A 19622-nucleotide genomic window follows, 5' to 3' on the forward strand; every position below is an offset into this window, starting at 1 on the left:
TGGGGTGGGGCTGGAGCTCGCGATCAAGGACAGGCAAAATCGAGAGTTTGTCCCCCACCCCAAACCCCTCCCCTGAAGGGGAGGGGCTAGTTAGTCGACGAAGGCGCGCTCGATCACATAGTCGCCGGGCTTGGCGTTCGATCCTTCGGCAAAGCCCATGCCATCGAGCCGCGCGGCGAACTCGCGGATCATGTCCATCGAGCCGCAGAGCATGATGCGGTCGGTCGCGGGGTCGAGCCGGGCGGGGCCGCTCACGCCTTCGAACAGCGCGCCGCTGTCGATCAGCGTGCCGATGCGGCCGGTCGAGCGGAAGGGCTCGCGCGTGACCGTCGGGTGATAGTGGAACTGGAGCAGCGCCTGATCCTGCACCAGCGGATCGCCGGCAAGCTGGCTCTCCAGCGCCTCGCGCCAGGCAAGATCGGCGACGCGGCGAACGCTGTGGACGAGGATGATCTGGCCGAAGCGGTCATAAATGTCCGGATCGCGCACGAGGCTGACGAAGGGCGCGAGGCCGGTGCCGGTCGAGAGCAGGAACAGGCGACTGCCGGGATTGAGCGCGTCGGCGACGAGCGTGCCGGTCGGCTTGCGGCCGAGATAGATTTGCTGGCCGGCCTCGATGCGACAGAGGCGCGAGGTCAGCGGGCCATCCGGCACCTTGATCGAGAGGAATTCGAGTTCGTCGGCATAGGATGCGCTGGCGATCGAGTAAGCGCGCAGCAGCGGGCGCGTCTCGGTCGGCAGGCCGATCATCACGAACTCGCCGGAGCGGAAGCGGAAGCTCGGCGGCCGGGTGATCGCGAAGCTGAACAGATGCTCGTTCCAGTGCCGCACCCAGCGCACCTCCTCCACGCTGAGCGCGCCCGTCGGTTCGAGTGTGAAGCCCTGATGAGTCATGTCGTTCATATCGGATATCTCGCGCGGTCGGGATCGAAGAGGGGCGGGAGCGGGCGCAGGCCGACCTCGACCATCGCCTCGGCCAGGGCGGCGAAGGCGATGAGGACCGGCGTTACCGAGCTTTCGTCGACGATGGCGGTGGCCATGCCGCGCAGCTGATCACTCGGCGCTTCCCGCGCGATGCGGATGAGCGAGAGCAGCAGCGCCTCATGCTCGGTGACATGCTCGCACTCGAGCGTGCCGAAATGCAGCTTCTCGGTCGCGTTGCGGTTGAGCAGCGCCATCATCATGTGGAAGTGCGGGAAGCCCGCCATGAGGTTCCACTTGTGAAAGGCCGGGCCGATGTCGCCGCAGGGGCAGCGCCCGGCACTCGCGGCGCGCACCCAGTGGCGCATCGCCCAGATCAGCAGCTGCCCGCCGCGATTGAGCGATTGGACGGGCCGGTCGAGGAAAGCATACATGGCGGTCTCTCCTGTTGCTTGTGCCGCTTAGTTGCCGAGCACCTTGGTGTTGGCGTCCATCAGCTTCTTCGCCTCGGCGAGCGCCTTGGCGGTGGTCGTCTTGCCGGCGACGATCTCGTCCGCCAACTCGAGCAGGCGACCGGCGATGACGGTGCCGGTCTCGGCTTCTTCCTTGATGATGATCGCGCCCTTGGCGACGGCGATGCGGTCCCATTCCGCGCGGATCGGGGTCCAATAGTCCCTGGTCGCCGCCCAGTAATCGTCGCCCGGCTTGGCGTTGAAGTCGCTCGCCTTCGTATAGCTGTTCAGCACATATTCCTGGACGATGGGCGTGAGCTTGCCGCTCTTCGGCCCCATCTTGCTATTGTCCTGCCAGTGGATCCAGCCATCGGGCGAGACCTGGTGGCGGTTGATCGAAAGATAGCGGTCATAGACCGGATTGCGGACGGCGTCGCGCCGGGCGAGCGGCCGCCAGGTCCAGTTCGAGCGCCAGCGCCGAACGCCCCCCTGCGTCTCGAACTGTCCCCAGCCGCCATAGCGCGGACTGTCATCTACCTGCCAGACAGTCTGCGACCAACGGCCGGTGCGCATCTTCTCGGGCACCTCTTCCCACGTCCAGAGGTTCCGGTCAGCGTAGACGAGCACCTTGGCCGGCTCATATTCCCAATCCTGCCGCCAATGCTTGATCACGAAGGTCTTGCCCTCATGCTCCATCACGAGGATGTGCTGGAGCACGATCTTTCGGCCGCTATCCTCGATCACGCGGACGATCTCGTTGCCGCCGGAGATCTTGCGATCGAGCGGCGTGTAAGCGCCGTCCCAGCGGGTCGACTCCTGCATGTCGAACTTGACCTTGAAGTTGCCCGCCATGGCGAGAATGTCTTTGCGGTCCTGCTCGAAGCTGGCCGCGGCCTGCTCGGCCGCGATCGGCGGATGCGCCAGCGCGGGGCTGACGGCGAAGGCGAGGGCCAGAAGGCCGGGGCCGAGGAGATGGCGAAGACGGTTCATGGTTGTTTCCCTGCGCTGTTTTCGTTGGGGCTGGTCAGAAGCGGTAGCTGAGCGAAACGCTCGCGTGGCGGCCGGGCTGGGTATAGGCGTCGGTCACCGTCGAGGTGGAGGCGAGGCCGCGCACGTCGCTCCACCAGGCATATTTCTGATCGAGCAGATTGAAGAGGCCGGCGCGCAAGGTGAGGCCTTCCATCGGCTGCACGAAGGCGGTGGCGTCGAGAATGGTGAAAGCCGGCGGGCGATAGCAGGCGGGCGAGCAGACGCCGGTCGTGCGATCGATCTCCTTGCGGGCGCTGTGGGTCGCGATGATCTGTCCGCCGAAGCGGCCCTGGCGGTCGCGATAGCCCACGCCGACCACCAGCTTGAGCGGATCGATGGTCGAGAGCGGCGCTCGCGCCACATTGGGGCGGATCACGTCGCCGGTCGCATAGGACAGAGCGACATTGGCATGGAGGCCGAAATCCGTGCGCCCCTCGAAGCGCGCTTCGGCGCCTTTGACGCGGACCGTGTCCAGATTGATGAACTGGTAGATGGCGGGATTGGCCGGGGTGAAGCCGCCGCTGACCACTTCCTGGCTGATGAAATCCTTGTAGCGCGAGGTGAATCCGGTGATGTCCAGGCTCATATGCGGCGTGCTGAAGCGGATGCCGCCCTCGAAGCTTTCGCTATGCTCGGGCTTGAGGTTGGGGTTGGGGCGCGAGGTATAACCGAACGCGATATTCTCGAAGAACTGGTTCACTTGGCCTGGCTCGGGCGCCTTGAAGCCGGTCGCATAATTGGCGAACAGCCGAACCGTTTCGGCCAGCTTCAGCACGGCGCCGAGCTTGGGCGAGAAGCGCGATCCGTCCTGCGCCGCGCCGGTGAAGGTGGGGAGGAGCGGGTCCTTGTCCGGCGAGAGCTTGAAGAAATCGAAGCGGAGCGCCGGGTAGAGGGTGAAGACGCCGTCCGCGATGCCGATCTCGTCGCCGACGAACAGCCCGCCGCGGGTGAACTCGGTGGTCGGGAAAGCGCGGGTCGGGAAAACCTCGCCTGCCGGGGGCACGACGCCGTCGCGCAGGCCGCGCTGGCGCGTCTGGCTGATGTCGCCGCCGAACACGAGGCGATGCGTGAGGCTGCCGGTCGCGAAATCGGCGCGGGCATCGGCGGAGGCGCCGATCACGCGGTTCTCGAAGGTGTTGAGCCGTTCGCGGTCGGCCGCGGGGGTGCGATCTTCGTCGGTGAACTGGCTGTCCAGCCCGTCCTGCCAGTAGACGGCGGCGCGCGCAGCATCGATCGCGCCGTCGCCTTCCCAGCTCCAGTCCAGCGTGACGCGCTTGCGCTCGCCCGTGTCGCGGCCCTGGAGCAGATCGACGGTGGAGCTGAGCCCGGTCAGGCCGTTGGTGAAGAGATAGGTGTCGAGATATTCGCCGGTGAGGCGCAGCTTGTGACCGCCGGCCGGGGCGAAGACGAGCCTGCCGAGCACGGCATTGGAATGGCCGTCCTGCGGATTGGCGATGGTGCGCGTGGCGCCATTGCCGCCCACGGTCCCCTTGTTCTCCAGTTCCTTGAAGTCGCGGCGCGTGTAGGCCGTCATGGCCGACCAGTCGCCACTGCGGCCGGCGAGGATTGCCGTCTCGGAGAATTCCTGGTCCGCACTGTTATAGGCTGCGCGGACAAGGCCGCCGACCGACTTGCCGCCGGTCAGGAAATCCTCGGGATCGGACGTCACGAAGCTGACCGCGCCGGCAAGACCATCGCTGCCGTAGAGCGCGGACGACGGGCCACGCAGGATCTCGACCGACTTGATGAGGCCGAGATCGACATAGTCGCCGCGGCCCGACGCTTGCGCGCCGAAGGCGAAGCCATCCGGCACGCGCACGCCATCGACCTGGATGAGGACGCGATTGCCGCCAATGCCGCGAATGTTGAAGCTGTCGTTACCCGCGCGGCCGGTGGCGCCGAGCGCCGCGCCGAAGCGGGCAGGCTGGCGCTGGACGCTGACGCCAGGCTCGAAGCGGATGAGATCGCGAATGTCGGTGACGAGTTCGTCGGCCATCTGCTCGGCGGTGATCTGCGAGACGGTGAGGGGCACATCCTCGATCCTGATCGGTGTGCGCGTGGCGGTCACGACGATGCGGTTGGCGCGATCTACAAGATAGAGGCCGTCATCGCCCTGCGCCTGCGCGCCCGAGGAAAGCAGGGCGCTGGCAAGCACCAGCCCAGCGCCACTCCAGCGCCCTGCCCGTGACGAGCGGCTGCCCGTCAAGCCTTGAAAACCGTTCCCTGTCTCACAGCGCCGCATATGTCCCCTATTTCTTGCAAATGAAAATGAGTCGCAATAGCGATGCAAATGAACAGTGTGAGAGGAAGGGTCAAGCGAGAATTTGCGAATGAATCGCAGGAATGATTGGCAGAGACGCGCGAGAGCGGTTTTCGGCGGCCAATCAAGCGAAGAGGTCGATCACCTCTGCATCGGGCAGAACGGACGCGACCAGCAGCGAGCGATGGCAGCAGCCCGGCTCGCGCTCGAAGCAGAGCAGGGCCGTCGGCATTTCCTCGACCAGCTCCACGAGCTGCGCCGCCTGCACCATCGCTTCGGGGAGCATCAGCTGCCCCGCGTAGATTTCGGCAAGCCGGGCATGATTGCCCTTGCGCGCCGCCTCCCGACCCTCGGCCGGTGTGCCGAGCGCTTTCAGGCCGACATAGTCGATCCCGGCCTCGCGCAGGCTGGCGGCGAGGATGTTCTTCGAGAAACCGGGGCGGCGCGAGAGCGGCACGGCGCGCACATCGGCGATGCGCTTCACACCTGCGGCATTCAGCGCGGCGATGAACTCGGCCTGCGTCGTGCCTTCATAACCGATGGTGTAGACGCGCATGACGCGAAGATAGGCCGCGACGTGCCGATTGTCATGCGGAGCGCGATTGCGCGCTTCGCCTGTCCGCGTCGGCAGCCCGGTCCAGCTGGCTCAGGAGGTCTGAGAAACTGCGGTCTTCGGGTGTCTTGAAACGTCCGGTCAATCCCTTCCCGAGCATGTCGAGAAGGAGCGTGTCGCGATCGCCGGCTTGGGAATTTCGGCCATTCATAGCCAACGAACGATCAAGGCCCGGCGAAGTGCCCGAATTTCAGCAATTTTTACAGGGGTGATGCAGGGAGAGCGCAAAACGCGGCGGTCTGCGCGCGCTCAGCTGTCTTTCGGAGAGCGGAAATCTCCCAGAATCTCGGCATCATGCTGCCCGACGGTGGGCGGCGCTGTCACGCTCGTCTGCGCTTCGCCATCGAAGGAGACGGGCGAGCGGATCGTGCGGAAGGTGCCCTTGGGGCCGGGCGCCTCTAGCACGAGCCCCAGATGCTTGGCCTGCTCGGTCTCGATCACTTCATTGGACGAGAGTACCGGCGAGTGCGGCACTTCCAGCGCGGCCAGCCGCTCGCACCACCAGGCGCGGGGATGCTCGGCGAAGAGCGGCGCGAGATAGGCGACGATCTGCTCGTAATTGTCGATGCGCGCATCCCGCGTGGCGAAGCGCGGATCCTCCAGCATCTGCGGACGGCCGACCGCCTCGGCCAGATTTTCCCAGAATTTGGGCGGGGAGGACATGTGCAGCGCGATCCAGCCGTCATCCGCGCACTGGAACACATAGGATTGCGAGACATGCGGGCGGCTCCACGGCCCCATGACGAGATCGGCCGAGAAGAGATGCGTGAAGTCGTCCAGATTGAAATAGGCCATGGACTCGAGCATCGAGGTCTCGACCAGTCGCCCGGTGCCGGTGGTCTGCCGCTCGACCAGCGCGCCGAGCACGCCATAGGCCGCGAAGAAGCCGGTCATCGCGTCGGCAATCGCCGGGCCGACGACGCGCGGATTGCCGGGATTGACCAGCAGCCGCAGGAAGCCGCTGGCTGCTTGGGCGACGGTGTCGAAGGCCGGGCGGTCGCGGTCCGGGCCGCTGGCGCCGAAGCCGGAAATCGAGGCATAAATGAGGCGCGGGTTGATCGCGCGCAGCCGGGCGGCATCGACGCTCAGCCGGTCGGCGACGCCGGGGCGGAAATTCTGGATGAAGACGTCTGCGGTCTCGACCAGCCTGTCGAACGCGGCGAGGTCCTCCGGCAGCTTGGTGTTGAGCGTGATGCTGCGCTTGTTCCGGTTGTAGGTCTGGAAGTGCGGCGAATAGAGCTCGCCCTTGTAGGAGCGGAACGGGTCGCCCGTCTCCGGTTGCTCGATCTTGATGACGTTCGCGCCGAGATCGGCAAGCAGCATGCCCGCGGCGGGGCCAGTGATGAACGTGCCCATTTCGAGCACCGTGATGTCCTTGAGCGGCAGCGCCAAAGTCTCTCTCCCTCTCCTGCCTTGACTTGAGCGCTACGGCCTTCGATGAGCCGGATCAATGGCGTTTCTAGGCGCCGCAACAGGAGAGCGACATGCGCATCGGCAAGCAGGACAATGCAGTCACGTCCATCAGCACCTCGGATGCGCAGAGCATCACGGTGCGCGGCCTCGACCTGTGCGGCGACATCATCGGGAAGATGGACTTCACCAGCTATTTCTGGCTGCTGGTGGCGGGTCAGCAGCCGACGCCGGTGCAGAAGATGTTTGCGGATGCGACGCTCTGTTCGATTGCCGAGCATGGGCTGGTGCCGAGCGTGGTCGCGGCGCGCATGACGCTTGCGGCCGGACCGGAGGCCTGGCAGGGCGCGGTGGCGGCGGGGCTGCTCGGCTGCGGCTCGGTCATTCTCGGCAGCGCCGATCTGGCGGGCCAGTTCCTCGCGCAGACGATCGCGCGGGCGGCAGAAGAGGGTCTGGCCGATCGCGACGCGGCGATTGCCGGCATCAAGGCGCTGCGGGCCGAGAAGAAGGCGATCCCCGGCTTCGGCCACCCGCAGCATAGCGGCGGCGATCCGCGTGCGCTGAAGCTGATCGGTCTCGCGCAGGAGCATGGCGTGGCGGGGCGGCATATCGCGATGCTGCATGAAGTGCGCGACGCGATGCCCGAGGCGATCGGGCGCGAATTGCCGATCAACGTCAACGGCGCGATCCCGGCCGTGCTGCTGGATGTCGGCTTCCCGCTCGCTGCGCTCAAGGGCATCGCGCTGCTGGCGCGGACGGCGAGCCTGATCGGCCATTTGCAGGAAGAAGCGGATCGGCCGATCGGCTTCATCATGGCCGGCGCGGCGGCCGACCGGATCGCGTTTGGGGAGTAGTCAACGTTAGCCCCTCCTCTTCAGAGGAGGGGCTAAGAAGCATCAGAGCGACCGCAGCGCCGTTGCCGGTCTCACCGATAGCAGAGGGATCGAGCCGACAAGCCCGATGCCCAATGTCAGCAGCGCGCCGCCGCCCAGCGTCATGAGCACGGTGCCCCAATCCGGCGCCCAGCCGAACTCGAAGACCTGCACAATCACGAACCAGGCGGCCGCCGTGCCGAGCGCCAGCGAGACCAGAGCGAGCATCGCCGCAAGCAGGCCGTACTCCAGTGCCTGCGCGCCCAGCACCTGCGCGCGCGTCGCGCCGAGCGTCTTGAGGATCACGCTGTCATAGCTGCGCGTCTGGCGGGATGCGGCGATGGCCCCGACCAGCACGGCGATGCCGGCGAGGATCGTGATCGAGGCGGCGGTCAGGATCGCACTCGCCATCTGGTCGAGAATGTCGCTCACCTGCCCGATCATGTCGCCGATCGCTATCACCGAGACGCCGGGAAAGGCATCGAGCAGGGCGGCCGTCATCGCGTTTTCGCGGCCGGGCGCCATGGTGATTGTCGCGGTGAGGCTGTGCGGCGCGGCGGCGAGCGCGCTGGGCGAGAAGACCAGCACATAATTGAAGCCCATCGTGTCCCAGTTGATCCGCCGCAGCGAGGCGACGCGCGCCTCGATCTCGCGACCGAGAATGCTGACGGTCATCCTGTCGCCCACGCCAAGGCCGAGGGCGATCGCCTGCTCCTCATCGACGGAGACCAGCGGCGGCCCCTGATAATCCGGTGCCCACCACTGGCCGGCGACGATCTCACTCCCCTCCGGCAGGGCCGCGCTGTAAGTGACGCCGCGCTCGCCACGCAGGATCCACGCGCCCTCGGGCTTTTCCGGGAGATCGGCGACGCGCGTGCCGCCATAAGCGACGACCGTGCCACGGAGCGAGGGGACGACATTGAGCTGCGCGTCCTTCGCGTGGCGCGCGACGATCCCGCGGAACGGCGCCTCGCTGCCCGAGGGGAGGTCGAGCGCGAAGAGATTGGGCGCCTGTTTGGGGATGGTGCGGTCGATCTCGGCATCGAGGCTGGTCTGGATGCCGGCGAGCGTCACGAACAGCGTGAGCGCAAGGCCGAGCGCCACGACCAGCGCAGAGGTCTGCGCACCGGGGCGGTGTAGATTGGCGAGCGCGAGGCGCAGCAACGGGCCGCGCGGGCGCGGCGCGCGCTTGGCGGCCCATCGAACGCCGATACCGAGGCCGAGAAGCAGGAGCAGCACGGCACCCGTCGCGCCCAGCACGGCGGCCGAGAAGAGCGGCTCGCGCGCGGTGGCGAGCGCAATGGCGATCAGCGCGGCGGCCGCGAGTGAGACGAGGACGAGGCTGCGCTTGTCGCGCCCATGCGGCGGATCGACCAATGCGCGCAATATGCCGGCAACCGGCTCGGTGCGGGCGCGGGCAAGCGGCGGCAAGGTGAAGATGAGCGCCACGAGCAGGCCATAGGCCGCGCTGGTGAGCAAAGGCAGCGGATGCAGGCGGAAGCCCGGCTGGACCGGCAGCACGTCGCCGAGCAGCGAGACGATCAGCGAGGGGACGGTCGCGCCGACGCCGAGACCGAACAGGATGGCGACGGCCGCGACCGCGCCGATCTGCAACAGATAGATGCGCTCGATATCGGCCGATGTGGCGCCGAGCACCTTGAGCGTCGCGAGGCTGCCGCGCCGCATCGCCAGATAGGATGCGACGCCATTGCTGACGCCGATGCCCGCGACGATCAAAGCAGTGAGGCCGATGAGCGACAGGAATTGCCCCATGCGCTCGATGAAGCGGTTGGTGCCCGGCGCCGCGCGTTCGCGGTCCTTGAACTCCCAGCCGTCGCTCGCATGCTGCTTTTCGAGGTCTTGGCGCAACGCATGCGCATCGACATTGACGGGCAGGCGGATGCGATATTTGCTCTCGAACAGGCTACCCGGCTGGATAAGGCCGGTGCGTCGCAGCCCCTCCATCGAGACGATGGCGACGGGGCCGAGGGTGAAACCCTCGCCGACACGGTCCGGCTCGTCCGTGATGATATCGGCGATGACGAACTCGGCCGAGCCGTAGCGCAGCCGGTCGCCGGCCTTGACGCTCAGCCGCTCGGCCAGCGCCGGGCCGATGAGGATGCGATCAGGCGACAGCGGGGCATAGCGCCCGTTGGCGAGGGAGAGCGATCCGTAAAGCGGATAGAGCCGGTCCACGCCCTTGAGCTCGGTCAGCACGCTGCGATCGACGCCGGCGACCGGCCGAGCCATCGCACGCATGCGGATCGTTTCGCTGAGCGTGCCGAGCTTGCTCAGGCTTGCGCGATTGGCCGGATCCAGCTCGCGCTGGGTCATCTCGACTTCGATGTCGCCGCCCAGGATCACCTGGCCGCGCGCGCCGATCTCATCGGTGATCGCGGCGGTCAGGCTGCCGATCGCCGCCAGTGTCGCGACGCCGAGGAACAGGCAGAGGAAGAGCAGGCGCAGGCCGCGAAAGCCCGCGCTGAACTCGCGCCGTGCGATGCGCCAGGCGGCCGCCCAGCCAAGCGTGCTCATGGGCGGCGCTCGGCGATGATCGTGCCGTCGCGCATCTCGACGATGCGGTCGCAGCGCTCGGCCAGCTCGGGATCATGCGTGATGATGAGCAAGGTTGCGCCGCTTGCGCGCTGCCGGTCGAACAGCAGCTCGATCACGGCGGCGCCGGTCGCGGCGTCCAGATTGCCGGTCGGCTCATCGGCGAAGAGGATCGACGGCCCTGGCGCCATGGCCCGGGCGATGGCGACGCGCTGCTGCTCGCCGCCAGAGAGCTGCGCGGGATAATGATCGAGCCGATGGCTCAGGCCGACCGCTTCCAGCTCGCGCGCGGCCCGCTCGAAAGCGTCGGTCGTGCCGGCCAGTTCGAGCGGCACGGCGACATTCTCGATCGCGGTCATCGTCGGCAGGAGGTGGAAGGACTGGAGCACGATGCCGATCTTGCCACGCCGCGCGCGGGCCAGCGCGTCCTCGTCCAGCGTGCCATAATCGGTGCCGGCGACCATGACCGATCCGCCGCTCGCCCGCTCGAGACCGGAGAGGATCGCCATGAGCGAGGACTTGCCCGAGCCCGAGGCGCCGAGAATGGCGAGGCTCTCGCCCGGTGCGATGTCGAGATCGATGCCCTTGAGAATTTCGGTGTTGCCGAGGGAAAGAGTGACATTGCGCGCGCGGATCGCGATAGAGGCGAGGTCAATGGTCGCGTGCATGAAGAGGGAGTGCTCCTTGGCGGGTAAGTTTCGACAATATGGGGCGTCTTTGCTGCTTGTCCATCTGGCGATTGCCTGTTCGCCTTCCGCGCCGCCGCCGGGCAACGAAACGGCGCCCAATGCGGCGGCGGGAAACGCGGCCGTGGCTGCCGATGCCAGGCTGGTCGTCGTCTTCGGGGATAGCCTCTATGCCGGCTATTCGCTGGCCGACGGCGAGGGCTTCGCGCCGGTGCTGCAGGCCGATCTGAAGGTGCGGGGCGTCGCGGCGCAGGTGGTGAATGCCGGCGTCTCGGGCGACACCAGCGCGGAGGGGCTGGCGCGGCTCGGCTTCGTGCTGGATGGCCTTGCGCGCAAGCCGGATCTGGTCGTGGTCGGCCTCGGCGGCAACGACATGCTGCGCGGCCTCGATCCCGCGGCGACGCGGAGCAATCTCGATGCGATCCTCGCCGAGCTCAAGAAGCGCGGCATTCCCGCCATGCTGACCGGCATGCTCGCGGCGCCCAATATGGGGCCGGAATATGCGGGCCGGTTCAACGCCATCTATCCCGATCTGGCCGCTAAATATGATGTGCCGCTCTATCCCTTCTTCCTGCAGGATGTGCTCGGCAATCGCGCGCTGATGCTGCAGGACGGCATTCATCCCAATGCGGACGGCGTGAAGATCGTCTCGGGGCATGTCGCGCCGATGGTGGCGGAGCGGCTCAGTAACTAGGGCCGAATCCCGCGCGGCGCGGTTGCGTCCGCCGGTCGATGTCTGCACTATCGCGCCAAATCAGAGGGGGACCGGACGGCATGGCCAGCGCAGAGGAAGCAGCGCCCAAGCATCATGAAGCGACGCAGAGCGAGAAGCTGGTCATCACCGCCTCGTCGCTCGGCACCGTTTTCGAATGGTATGATTTCTACCTTTACGGGCTGATGGCGACCTTCATCTCGAAGGTCTTCTTCGCGGGCGTCAACGAGACGACGGGCTTCATCCTGGCGCTGGGCGCGTTTGCTGCGGGCTTCGCGGTGCGGCCGTTCGGTGCGCTCGTCTTCGGGCGGATCGGCGATCTGGTCGGGCGCAAGAACACCTTCCTCGTGACGATGGGCATCATGGGCCTCTCGACCTTCGCGGTCGGCCTGCTGCCCGGCTATGAGACGATCGGCATCGCCGCGCCGATCATCCTGGTCGCGCTGCGGCTGTTGCAGGGGCTGGCGCTGGGCGGCGAATATGGCGGCGCGGCGACCTATGTCGCGGAGCATGCGCCGAACAACAAGCGCGGCCTCTATACGAGTTTCATCCAGATTACGGCGACTTTCGGCCTGTTCGCCGCCTTGCTGGTCGTCATCGGTTTGCGCACCGGCATGGGCGAGGAGAGCTTCAGTGCCTGGGGCTGGCGCGTGCCGTTCCTCGTCTCGATCCTGCTGCTCGGCATTTCGCTCTGGATCCGCATGCAACTGGCCGAAAGCCCCGTCTTTCAGAAGATGAAGGATGAGGGCACGACCTCCAAGGCGCCGCTGACCGAGGCCTTTGGAAAGTGGAGCAACCTGCGCTGGGTGCTGATCGCCCTGTTCGGCGCCGTCGCGGGTCAGGCGGTAGTCTGGTACACCGGGCAGTTCTACGCGCTCTTCTATCTGGAGAAGATCCTCAAGGTGGATGGGGCGAGCGCCAACATCTATGTCGCGATTGCCCTCGCGCTGGCGACGCCGTTCTTCGTGTTCTTCGGCTGGCTGTCCGACAGGATCGGGCGGAAATACATCATCCTGGGTGGCTGCGCGCTGGCAGCGCTTACCTATTTTCCGACCTTCAGGGCGCTGTCCTCCGCCGCCAATCCGGCGCTCGCGGTGGCCGAGAGCAGCGCGCCGGTCCGCGTGACGGCCTATGACGGCGAATGTTCGTTCCAGTTCGATCCGATCGGCCGGAACAAGTTCGACACGTCGAGCTGTGACATCGCCAAGGCCTATCTCGCGAAGAACGGCATCGACTATGAGAATGTCGAGGCGCCGTCCGGCACCATCGCGTCCGTCGCGATCGGCTCGACCGTGCTGACCGCGCCCGATCCGGCGCGGGTCACCGGCGCGGAACGAGCGGCGGCGATCACGGCCTATCAGGATGCACTGAAGGGCGCGCTCGACGATGCCGGCTACCCCGCCAAGGCCGATCCCGAGCAGGTCAACAAGCCGCTGGTCATCGCGATCCTCTTCTACCTCGTCTTCCTGGTGACCATGGTCTACGGGCCGATCGCCGCGATGCTGGTGGAGCTGTTCCCGAGCCGCATCCGCTACACCTCGATGTCGCTGCCCTATCATATCGGCAATGGCTGGTTCGGCGGCTTTCTGCCGACCACGGCCTTCGCGATGGTCGCGGCGACGGGGGATATCTATTACGGCCTCTGGTATCCGGTCGTGGTTGCGGTGCTGACCGTCATCATCGGGCTATTGTTCCTGCCCGAGACCTTCCGGCGGAACATCGATGGCTGAATGGAGAGCGTGACACTCGCTAGAGCTTCGGGTTCCCCGCGCTCCACTTGACGCTGAGCTCGATGCCCTGACCGATCGGTAGCAGCACGGTCTGGAGGTCGCTCTTGGCCTGGACGGCAGCGCGATAGAGCCGCACGCTCTCCCGCGCACCCACGGGATCGATCATGTTGTCCGCGGCGATCACCGCCTCTTCCGAGAGCTTCGGATAGAAGGCCTCGAAGCAGGGGAGATAGACGTCCTTCCAGATGTCGAGCAGCACGAGATCGAACGGGCCGTCGTCCGCTTCGATCATCGCGACGGCATCGCCTTGCCGGAAATCGACCACATCGACGAGGCCTGCCTCGGCCAGCTTCTCGCGCGCATAGGCCTGCTTGTAGTCGGCCAGTTCCATGGTGATCAGGCTGGCGCCGACTTTCTTCGCGGCATCGGCGAGGATCAGCGTCGAATAGCCATAGCTGGTTCCGAGCTCGAGGATGCGCTTGGGCTGGCGGGCGAGGACCATGGCATGGAGGAATGCGCCGACTTCCTCGCCTACCGGCAGCAGCAGGTCGTCGCGCGAAACCGGCGTGCGGGTGTTGAACAGGCTGCGCTCGCCGTCGAGCCGCTGCTGATAGCTTTCGAACACGGCTGCGACGGCGGGATCGTCGAAAATCATGGGCCTCTCCAGACTCGCGGGGCGATTGTCCGGGTCAGTCTCCGTCAGTTTCCGCCGGTGCGCCAGAGGAAAGACGGATCGGCCCGCCTTTCTATCGATACGCCTTAATCGATGAGGCCGAGCGCTGCGATCTCGCCGAGGCCGTCGATCACGCGATGCGGCCGGCGCTCGATGGGCTGGGCGGCCCATTCGGCAGCGGAGGTCGTGCCGGTCGTGACGCCGATGCCCATGGCGCCGCCGGAGCGGGCCATTTCGGTCTCGACCTTGGGATCGTCGCCGATCACCACGACACCCTCGACCGGGACGCCAAGCCTGGCAGCGACGAAACGCATGGCATGCAGCGAGGGCTTGCCGGTCACTTCCGGCTCCGCGCCGGTAACGCGGGCGATGGCGCCGCCGATCGCGCAGCTATAGCCGAAGGCGCGGCCGCTCTGCGAAGCGAAGAACGGCACGTCCGAAGCGGAAAAGAGCGTGGCACCGCCCAACACCGCTTCGCAGGCCGCGTGAATGTCCGGCATGCCGCAATCGGGGTGCCAGGCGACATAGACCGCGTCGGCCTTCACGTCGCCGTCTTCGCCGGGGCGGACGGTCGCGATGCCGTCGCCGTTCAGCGCATCGACGACGCCCTGCGTGCCGAGCACGAGGACGCGCCCGAAGCCGCGATCCTGGAAGACCTTGGCGGCGACGCTGTTCGGCGTGAACAAATGATCGTCCGGGATCGGCAGGCCGAGCGCGCGGAGGCGTGGGCCCTGTTGGGACGACGGATAGGCGCTGCCATTGGTGAGCGCGAGATAGGGGATGCCGCGCGCCTGCAGATCGTTCAGCAGCTCGATGGCGCCATCCAGCAGCTTGTAGCCGCCGAGGTTGCGATCGCTGAGGATCAGCGTGCCGTCGAGATCGAACATGAAGCCCTGGGCGGGGCGGAGTGCTTCGGTGAACAGGGCGGCGGTCATGGTAATCTCTCTTTCGAGCCCCTCCCCTTCAGGGGAGGGGTTGGGGTGGGGAGGGGCGGTGCCGTTTGATCGCTTCGCGAGCGATGCGGCGCATCGCCCCCACCCCGTTCCCCTCCCCTGAAGGGGAGGGGCTTATGAAAATTCACCCGTAGCTCTCCAGCTCCAGCTTGAAGCCCGGCTTCTGAACTGCGATGCGCGTCATGTCGTTGCGCGCGATCAGCTTGCGGATGAGGTCCATCGCCGGACGCAGGGCCGGGTCGTAATGGCGCGGTGCCGGGCCGGCAGCCTGCATCGCATCGACCTGGCCGGCGGGCATCGTCGCGCGCAGCAGGAATTCCTCGTCCGACAGGTTCGCGCCGATGCGTTTGCGCAAGGTGGGAAGGTCGGCCTGGCCGGGTTCGGCCGCCAGTTCCTTGGTGCGTGGCATGGCCATGATGCGATCGAGCACGTCCGGCGCGATCGGCTGGTTGGGCCGGCCGAACTTGCCGAGCGCATAGCGGATCACCTCGTCCGGCACGACGCTGTAGCGCTCGGTGCCGGTGACGTTCATCACCGCCTGCGTCATCACCATCTGCGCGAAGGGCGTCATCACGATCGGCCAGCCAAGCTCCTCGCGCACGCGGCCAAGTTCCTCGACGACCGCGCCTTCCAGATGCGGCACGCGATGATCGGCGAGGTGGCGGCGCATCGTGCCGACCATGCCGCCGGGCAGCTGATGCTGGAGATAGGCGGCATCATAGGCCATGGGTTGGCCCGAAGGCAGGCCCTCGGCCTGCGCCATCTCCGTGAAATAGCGGCTGACATGCGCCAGCGCCTCGTCGTCGATATCGACGGTGTGGCCGAGCGCGCGCAGGTTCGCGATCACGCGCTCGAGCGGTGGGTTGGACGTTCCGTCGCCGAGCGCGCCGCTGGCGCCTTGCAACGTCTCCACGCCCATGTCGGCGGCTTCATAATAGCTCTGCTCGGCCAGCCCGATCGTGCAATGCGCGTGCAGCTCCAGCGGCTTGTCCCCGATTTCCGCGAGGATGGCGGGGATCAGCGTACGCGCGCGCTTGGGCGAGAGGAGCCCGCCGGCATCCTTGATGTAGAGCGCGTCGATATCGGGGCAGGCGGCCATTTTGCGCGCGCATTCAGCATAATGCGCGTCGTCGTGGATGGGGCTCAAGGTGAAGACCAGCGCACCGACGACATAGGCGCTGCCGTCCGCCTTGATCATCCGCGCCACTTCGACATTGGCGTCGGCATCGTTGTTCGGGTCGGCGAGCGCGAAGCGGCCGATGCCGTTCTTCATGAGCGTGCGGAACGCCAGCGCCATGAAGTCCGGCGAGGCCGTCTCCCAGGCGATGAAGCGGAAGCCGGTGGAGAGGAATTGCAGCGGCGTCGTGGGGCAGGCGGCCGCCATGAGGCGGATGCGCTCCCACGGGTCCTCCTGCTTGTAGCGCACCGCCACGCCCATATGGGTGGAGGTGGTGAAATCGATCGCCTTGAAGCCGACGCGCTCCATCATCGGGGCGATGGTGAGGGTGCGGGCCGTGTCGACGCCGAGCGCCGCCCACAGGCATTGATTGCCGTCGCGCAGCGACGTTTCGACGAGTTGGATATTGGCCATCGGCTTTCCGAATTCTGTCCTATCTAAATCGCCCTACGCTGTGTTCCTGCGAAGGCAGGAACCCAGGGCGCAGCAGCGTAACGTCCGGCTCAGCCGCCCTGGGCTCCTGCCTGTGCAGGAGCACTGGTTTTGCGGCGCACGCAATGTCATCCACTCTTCGCCGCCCGCCGCGCGAGAAATCCGGTGTCCACGCCGCCCGTCTCGAAATCGGGATCGGCCAGACTCTCTGCCTGAAAGGCGATGTTGGTCGAGACGCCTTCGATGCGGGTTTCACGCAGCGCGCCTTTGAGGCGATCCAGTGCCGTCCCGCGATCCGGGCCATGCGCGATGATCTTGGCGACCATCGAGTCATAGAAAGGCGGGATCTTCGCGCCATCGACGATATGCGTGTCGACGCGGATGCCGTTGCCCTGCGGCCAGCTGACCGCCGAGACGGTGCCGGGCGAGGGCATGAAGTCGCGCGCCGGGTCCTCGGCATTGACGCGGATCTCGATCGCCGCGCCGTCGATGCGGATATCCTCCTGGCCGAAGCGCAGGCCCTCTCCGTTGGCGATGGCGATCTGCTCGGCGATGAGGTCGACGCCCGTGACCATCTCGGTCACCGGATGCTCGACCTGGATGCGGGCATTCATTTCCAGGAAGTAGAACTGGTTGCGCGCGACGTCGTAGAGGAACTCGACCGTCCCGGCGCCGCGATAGTCCAGCCGCGCGGCGAAGCGCACGGCCGCCTCGTGCATCTGCGCGCGGATATCGTCTGGCAGATGGGGGGCAGGGGTCTCCTCGATCAGCTTCTGGTAACGGCGCTGCACCGAGCAATCGCGCTCGCCCAGATGGACGACCTTGCCGGCGCCGTCGCCCAGCACCTGCACCTCGACATGGCGGCCCTGCGCCACATAGCGCTCCAGATAGACGCGCGCGTCGCCGAACGCGGCGCCGGCTTCGGCCGAGGCCATGTCCATCGTCGCGGTCAGGTCCTTGAGATCCTCGACCAGCTTCATGCCGCGCCCGCCGCCGCCGCCGACGGCCTTCACGAGGATCGGTGCGCCGATCTCCTCGGCGAGCTTTTGCGCCTCCGCCATGCTGTCCACCGGACCGCCCGGCACGACCGGCACGTTTGCGGCGATCGCCTCGGTCCGGGCGCGCAGCTTGTCGCCCACGGCTTCGATCTGCTTGGCCGTGGGGCCGATGAAGATGATGCCTTCATGTTCGCAGAGCTGCGCCAGCGCTGCCCGCTCGGAGAGGAAGCCATAGCCCGGATGGATGGCGTCGCAGCCCGATCCAAGCGCGGCCTGCACGATCGTCTCCACGCGCAAATAGCTATCGCCCGGCCGCGCGGGGCCGATGCAGAGCGCGCGGTCGGCCATTTGCGCGCCGAGCGAACCGCGATCCGCCTCGGACACGGCAAGCACCGTCTCCAGGCCGAGCTTCTGCGCCGTGCGGATGATTCGCACGGCGATCTCGCCGCGATTGGCGATGAGGATACGGCGGATGGTCATGGGCTTCTCAATCCTCCCCGGCACGGGGAGGGGGACCAGCGAAGCTGGTGGAGGGGGTTTGCCGACTTTGCTTAACGCAGAAAGGCCCCTCCACCATGCTGCGCATGGTCCCCCTCCCCGTGCCGGGGAGGATCTTGTGGTTGATCTGCGCCACCTCAGCTCTCCGGCCGAACCAGCAGCAGCACTTCGCCATGCTCCACAAGCTCGCCATTCTGGCCGAGGATCTCGACGACCTCGCCCTTCACGCCGGCGGGCACCGAGTTCATGAGCTTCATGACCTCGACGATGCCGATCACCGTCTCGGTATCGACCTTCGAGCCGACCTCGACGAACGACGGCTCGCCCGGCTTGGGCGCGCGATAATAGATGCCGAGCAACGGCGACTTCACCTCGACGAGGCCGGCCTCCGTACTGCGCCGCGCCTGCGCCGTGGGCGCTGCCGGTGCTACTGCTGGAGCGGCCGGTGCCGGCGCTGGCGCCGCAGCCTGTCGCGCCGGGCGAGGCGCGCCCGATCCGCCGCGCTCAAGCTCAAGCTTCAATCCGTCGACTTCGAGCACGAGCCGGTCGAAGGACGAGCCTTCGAGCAGCTTCATGATCTCCTCGACATCCTTGGCCGTGAGGCTCATCCCTTGCGTCCCCCGAAAATCGTCATGACATGTTTGAGTGGATTGGCTTCCGTGCCGGTCACGGGCTTGGCGTCCCTGGCGGACCAGACCGTTTCGGGCCGGCTCTGCAGCAGCAGCAGCTTGCCCGCCTTGTCCATCGCCCATTCGATGTCCTGCGGACGGCCATAATGCCGCTCGATCTTGCGGCCGACTCCGCGCAGCGTCTGCAATTCATCGTCGGAGAGACAGGGCTGCGTGCGCATCTCGCTCTCCAGCGCTTCGTCGACGATGCCGCCGCCCGGTGCGGGAACCTGGCGGATATGCTTGTCGCTGATATCGCGCACCGAAATCTCGCCGGTGATCTTGCCTATCACCCAGCGGTCCGGCGTCACTTCGCCCGAGACGACCGCCGAGCCGAGGCCCCAGGCGCCCTCGATCGTGATGACCGACTTGTCGCCCGTGGTAGGCGAGCGGGTGAACATGACGCCGGCCGTGCGTGCATCGACCATCGTCTGCACCACCACGGCCATGGCGACGCCGTCCTCGGGCAGGCCATGTTTGCGGCGATAGGTGATGGATTCGACCGAATAGAGGCTGCCCCAGCATTCGCGGACGCGATGCACCGTGTCCTGCGCGTCGAGTACCCAGAGGAACGTGTCCTGAAGGCCCGCGAAGCTGGCGTCCTCGGCGTCCTCGGTGGTGGCCGAAGAGCGCACGGCGACGGTCGTCGCGCCGAGCCTGGCATGCGCGTCGATGATCGCTTGCTCGACTTCAGGCGGCAGCGCCTCTTCCTCGACCCGCTTGCGCAGCGTCCTGGACACCGCCGTCACGGCATCGAGATCGTTCTCGTCCAGGGGCTCGATCAGCGCGCGCACCGGCGAGCGCTCCTCCAGCGCCTTCAGAAACTGCTCGAACGCCGCCGTCGTCACCACGAAACCGGGCGGCACGTCGATGCCCGCATGGGTCAGCTCGCCGAGGCTCGCGCCCTTGCCACCCACCGTGGGGCGATCGCCTATGCGCAGGTCGGCAAACCAGCCGATCGCGTCGGTCGCACTCATCGTTTTCA

General features: G+C 66.6%; 17 protein-coding genes. 3 read left to right on the top strand and 14 right to left on the bottom strand.

Annotated features, from left to right (window positions below; all coding sequences use genetic code 11):
• Positions 1-90: 90 nt before the first annotated feature.
• From KM135_RS01065 to KM135_RS01090, 6 genes are all read right to left on the bottom strand, one after another.
• On the bottom strand, positions 91-903 hold the full coding sequence (locus tag KM135_RS01065) for a ferredoxin--NADP reductase (protein WP_221712049.1): 813 nt from the start codon (positions 901-903) through the stop codon (positions 91-93).
• Entirely contained in the window at positions 900-1355 is a 456-nt protein-coding gene (locus KM135_RS01070; RefSeq protein WP_221712050.1) for a hypothetical protein, read from the bottom strand. Before KM135_RS01070 ends, KM135_RS01065 begins: the two co-directional genes overlap by 4 nt.
• Before the next feature lie 27 nt (positions 1356-1382).
• The gene (locus KM135_RS01075; protein WP_221712051.1) at positions 1383-2363 is read right to left on the bottom strand and encodes a DUF6607 family protein; all 981 of its coding nucleotides are present in this window, start codon (positions 2361-2363) and stop codon (positions 1383-1385) included.
• 34 nt (positions 2364-2397) lie between these two features.
• Positions 2398-4557: a TonB-dependent hemoglobin/transferrin/lactoferrin family receptor gene (locus KM135_RS01080; RefSeq protein ID WP_343228117.1), complete on the bottom strand. Its 2160-nt coding sequence runs from the start codon at positions 4555-4557 to the stop codon at positions 2398-2400.
• A gap of 229 nt (positions 4558-4786) precedes the next feature.
• Positions 4787-5218 (bottom strand): DUF488 domain-containing protein, encoded by a 432-nt coding sequence (locus tag KM135_RS01085; protein WP_221712053.1) that lies wholly within the window; start codon positions 5216-5218, stop codon positions 4787-4789.
• A gap of 306 nt (positions 5219-5524) precedes the next feature.
• A complete protein-coding gene (locus tag KM135_RS01090; RefSeq protein ID WP_246605647.1) occupies positions 5525-6667 on the bottom strand; it encodes a CaiB/BaiF CoA transferase family protein in 1143 nt (380 codons plus the stop codon).
• A gap of 92 nt (positions 6668-6759) precedes the next feature.
• Here KM135_RS01090 and KM135_RS01095 point away from each other — a divergent pair, with 92 nt between their 5' ends.
• Positions 6760-7539: a citryl-CoA lyase gene (locus KM135_RS01095; protein ID WP_221712054.1), complete on the top strand. Its 780-nt coding sequence runs from the start codon at positions 6760-6762 to the stop codon at positions 7537-7539.
• 42 nt (positions 7540-7581) lie between these two features.
• On the opposite strand, the gene KM135_RS01100 is transcribed toward KM135_RS01095, so the two are convergent.
• Positions 7582-10092 carry an ABC transporter permease gene (locus tag KM135_RS01100; protein ID WP_221712055.1) on the bottom strand — a complete coding sequence of 837 codons (2511 nt, stop codon included), beginning with the start codon at positions 10090-10092 and terminating at the stop codon, positions 7582-7584.
• Positions 10089-10778: an ABC transporter ATP-binding protein gene (locus KM135_RS01105; RefSeq protein ID WP_221712056.1), complete on the bottom strand. Its 690-nt coding sequence runs from the start codon at positions 10776-10778 to the stop codon at positions 10089-10091. The genes KM135_RS01100 and KM135_RS01105 overlap by 4 nt, the downstream gene beginning before the upstream one ends.
• On the opposite strand from KM135_RS01105, the gene KM135_RS01110 reads away from it, so the two are divergent.
• Positions 10777-11490: an arylesterase gene (locus tag KM135_RS01110; protein ID WP_221712057.1), complete on the top strand. Its 714-nt coding sequence runs from the start codon at positions 10777-10779 to the stop codon at positions 11488-11490. The genes KM135_RS01105 and KM135_RS01110 overlap by 2 nt on opposite strands.
• A gap of 80 nt (positions 11491-11570) precedes the next feature.
• The gene (locus KM135_RS01115) at positions 11571-13238 is read left to right on the top strand and encodes an MFS transporter (RefSeq protein ID WP_221712058.1); all 1668 of its coding nucleotides are present in this window, start codon (positions 11571-11573) and stop codon (positions 13236-13238) included.
• 19 nt (positions 13239-13257) lie between these two features.
• Here the strand turns inward: KM135_RS01115 and KM135_RS01120 are convergent, their stop codons facing one another.
• From KM135_RS01120 to KM135_RS01145, 6 genes are all read right to left on the bottom strand, one after another.
• Positions 13258-13893 carry an O-methyltransferase gene (locus KM135_RS01120; RefSeq protein ID WP_221712059.1) on the bottom strand — a complete coding sequence of 212 codons (636 nt, stop codon included), beginning with the start codon at positions 13891-13893 and terminating at the stop codon, positions 13258-13260.
• A gap of 104 nt (positions 13894-13997) precedes the next feature.
• The gene (locus tag KM135_RS01125; protein ID WP_221712060.1) at positions 13998-14846 is read right to left on the bottom strand and encodes an HAD-IIA family hydrolase; all 849 of its coding nucleotides are present in this window, start codon (positions 14844-14846) and stop codon (positions 13998-14000) included.
• A gap of 142 nt (positions 14847-14988) precedes the next feature.
• A complete protein-coding gene (locus tag KM135_RS01130) occupies positions 14989-16455 on the bottom strand; it encodes a biotin carboxyl carrier protein (RefSeq protein ID WP_221712061.1) in 1467 nt (488 codons plus the stop codon).
• A gap of 146 nt (positions 16456-16601) precedes the next feature.
• Positions 16602-17951: an acetyl-CoA carboxylase biotin carboxylase subunit gene (locus KM135_RS01135; protein WP_221712062.1), complete on the bottom strand. Its 1350-nt coding sequence runs from the start codon at positions 17949-17951 to the stop codon at positions 16602-16604.
• A 155-nt stretch (positions 17952-18106) separates the two neighbouring features.
• Positions 18107-18577 (bottom strand): acetyl-CoA carboxylase biotin carboxyl carrier protein, encoded by a 471-nt coding sequence (accB, locus tag KM135_RS01140; protein WP_221712063.1) that lies wholly within the window; start codon positions 18575-18577, stop codon positions 18107-18109.
• Positions 18574-19614, bottom strand: coding sequence for a PEP/pyruvate-binding domain-containing protein (locus KM135_RS01145; protein ID WP_221712064.1), 1041 nt, complete (start codon positions 19612-19614; stop codon positions 18574-18576). The genes accB and KM135_RS01145 overlap by 4 nt, the downstream gene beginning before the upstream one ends.
• Between the last annotated feature and the right edge of the window lie 8 nt (positions 19615-19622).

Origin of the sequence: Sphingobium xanthum, assembly GCF_019737615.1 — a bacterium.
Taxonomy (GTDB): Bacteria; Pseudomonadota; Alphaproteobacteria; order Sphingomonadales; family Sphingomonadaceae; genus Sphingobium; species Sphingobium xanthum.

Excerpts from the sequence above, each read along its gene's own strand:
- KM135_RS01065 (WP_221712049.1), bottom strand. The coding sequence starts at position 903 with ATGAACGACATGACTCATCAGGGCTTCACACTCGAACCGACGGGCGCG.
- KM135_RS01070 (WP_221712050.1), bottom strand. The coding sequence starts at position 1,355 with ATGTATGCTTTCCTCGACCGGCCCGTCCAATCGCTCAATCGCGGCGGG.
- KM135_RS01075 (WP_221712051.1), bottom strand. The coding sequence starts at position 2,363 with ATGAACCGTCTTCGCCATCTCCTCGGCCCCGGCCTTCTGGCCCTCGCC.
- KM135_RS01085 (WP_221712053.1), bottom strand. The coding sequence starts at position 5,218 with ATGCGCGTCTACACCATCGGTTATGAAGGCACGACGCAGGCCGAGTTC.
- KM135_RS01095 (WP_221712054.1), top strand. The coding sequence starts at position 6,760 with ATGCGCATCGGCAAGCAGGACAATGCAGTCACGTCCATCAGCACCTCG.
- KM135_RS01100 (WP_221712055.1), bottom strand. The coding sequence starts at position 10,092 with ATGAGCACGCTTGGCTGGGCGGCCGCCTGGCGCATCGCACGGCGCGAG.
- KM135_RS01110 (WP_221712057.1), top strand. The coding sequence starts at position 10,777 with ATGAAGAGGGAGTGCTCCTTGGCGGGTAAGTTTCGACAATATGGGGCG.
- KM135_RS01105 (WP_221712056.1), bottom strand. The coding sequence starts at position 10,778 with ATGCACGCGACCATTGACCTCGCCTCTATCGCGATCCGCGCGCGCAAT.
- KM135_RS01115 (WP_221712058.1), top strand. The coding sequence starts at position 11,571 with ATGGCCAGCGCAGAGGAAGCAGCGCCCAAGCATCATGAAGCGACGCAG.
- KM135_RS01120 (WP_221712059.1), bottom strand. The coding sequence starts at position 13,893 with ATGATTTTCGACGATCCCGCCGTCGCAGCCGTGTTCGAAAGCTATCAG.
- KM135_RS01125 (WP_221712060.1), bottom strand. The coding sequence starts at position 14,846 with ATGACCGCCGCCCTGTTCACCGAAGCACTCCGCCCCGCCCAGGGCTTC.
- KM135_RS01130 (WP_221712061.1), bottom strand. The coding sequence starts at position 16,455 with ATGGCCAATATCCAACTCGTCGAAACGTCGCTGCGCGACGGCAATCAA.
- KM135_RS01135 (WP_221712062.1), bottom strand. The coding sequence starts at position 17,951 with ATGACCATCCGCCGTATCCTCATCGCCAATCGCGGCGAGATCGCCGTG.
- accB (WP_221712063.1), bottom strand. The coding sequence starts at position 18,577 with ATGAGCCTCACGGCCAAGGATGTCGAGGAGATCATGAAGCTGCTCGAA.
- KM135_RS01145 (WP_221712064.1), bottom strand. The coding sequence starts at position 19,614 with ATGAGTGCGACCGACGCGATCGGCTGGTTTGCCGACCTGCGCATAGGC.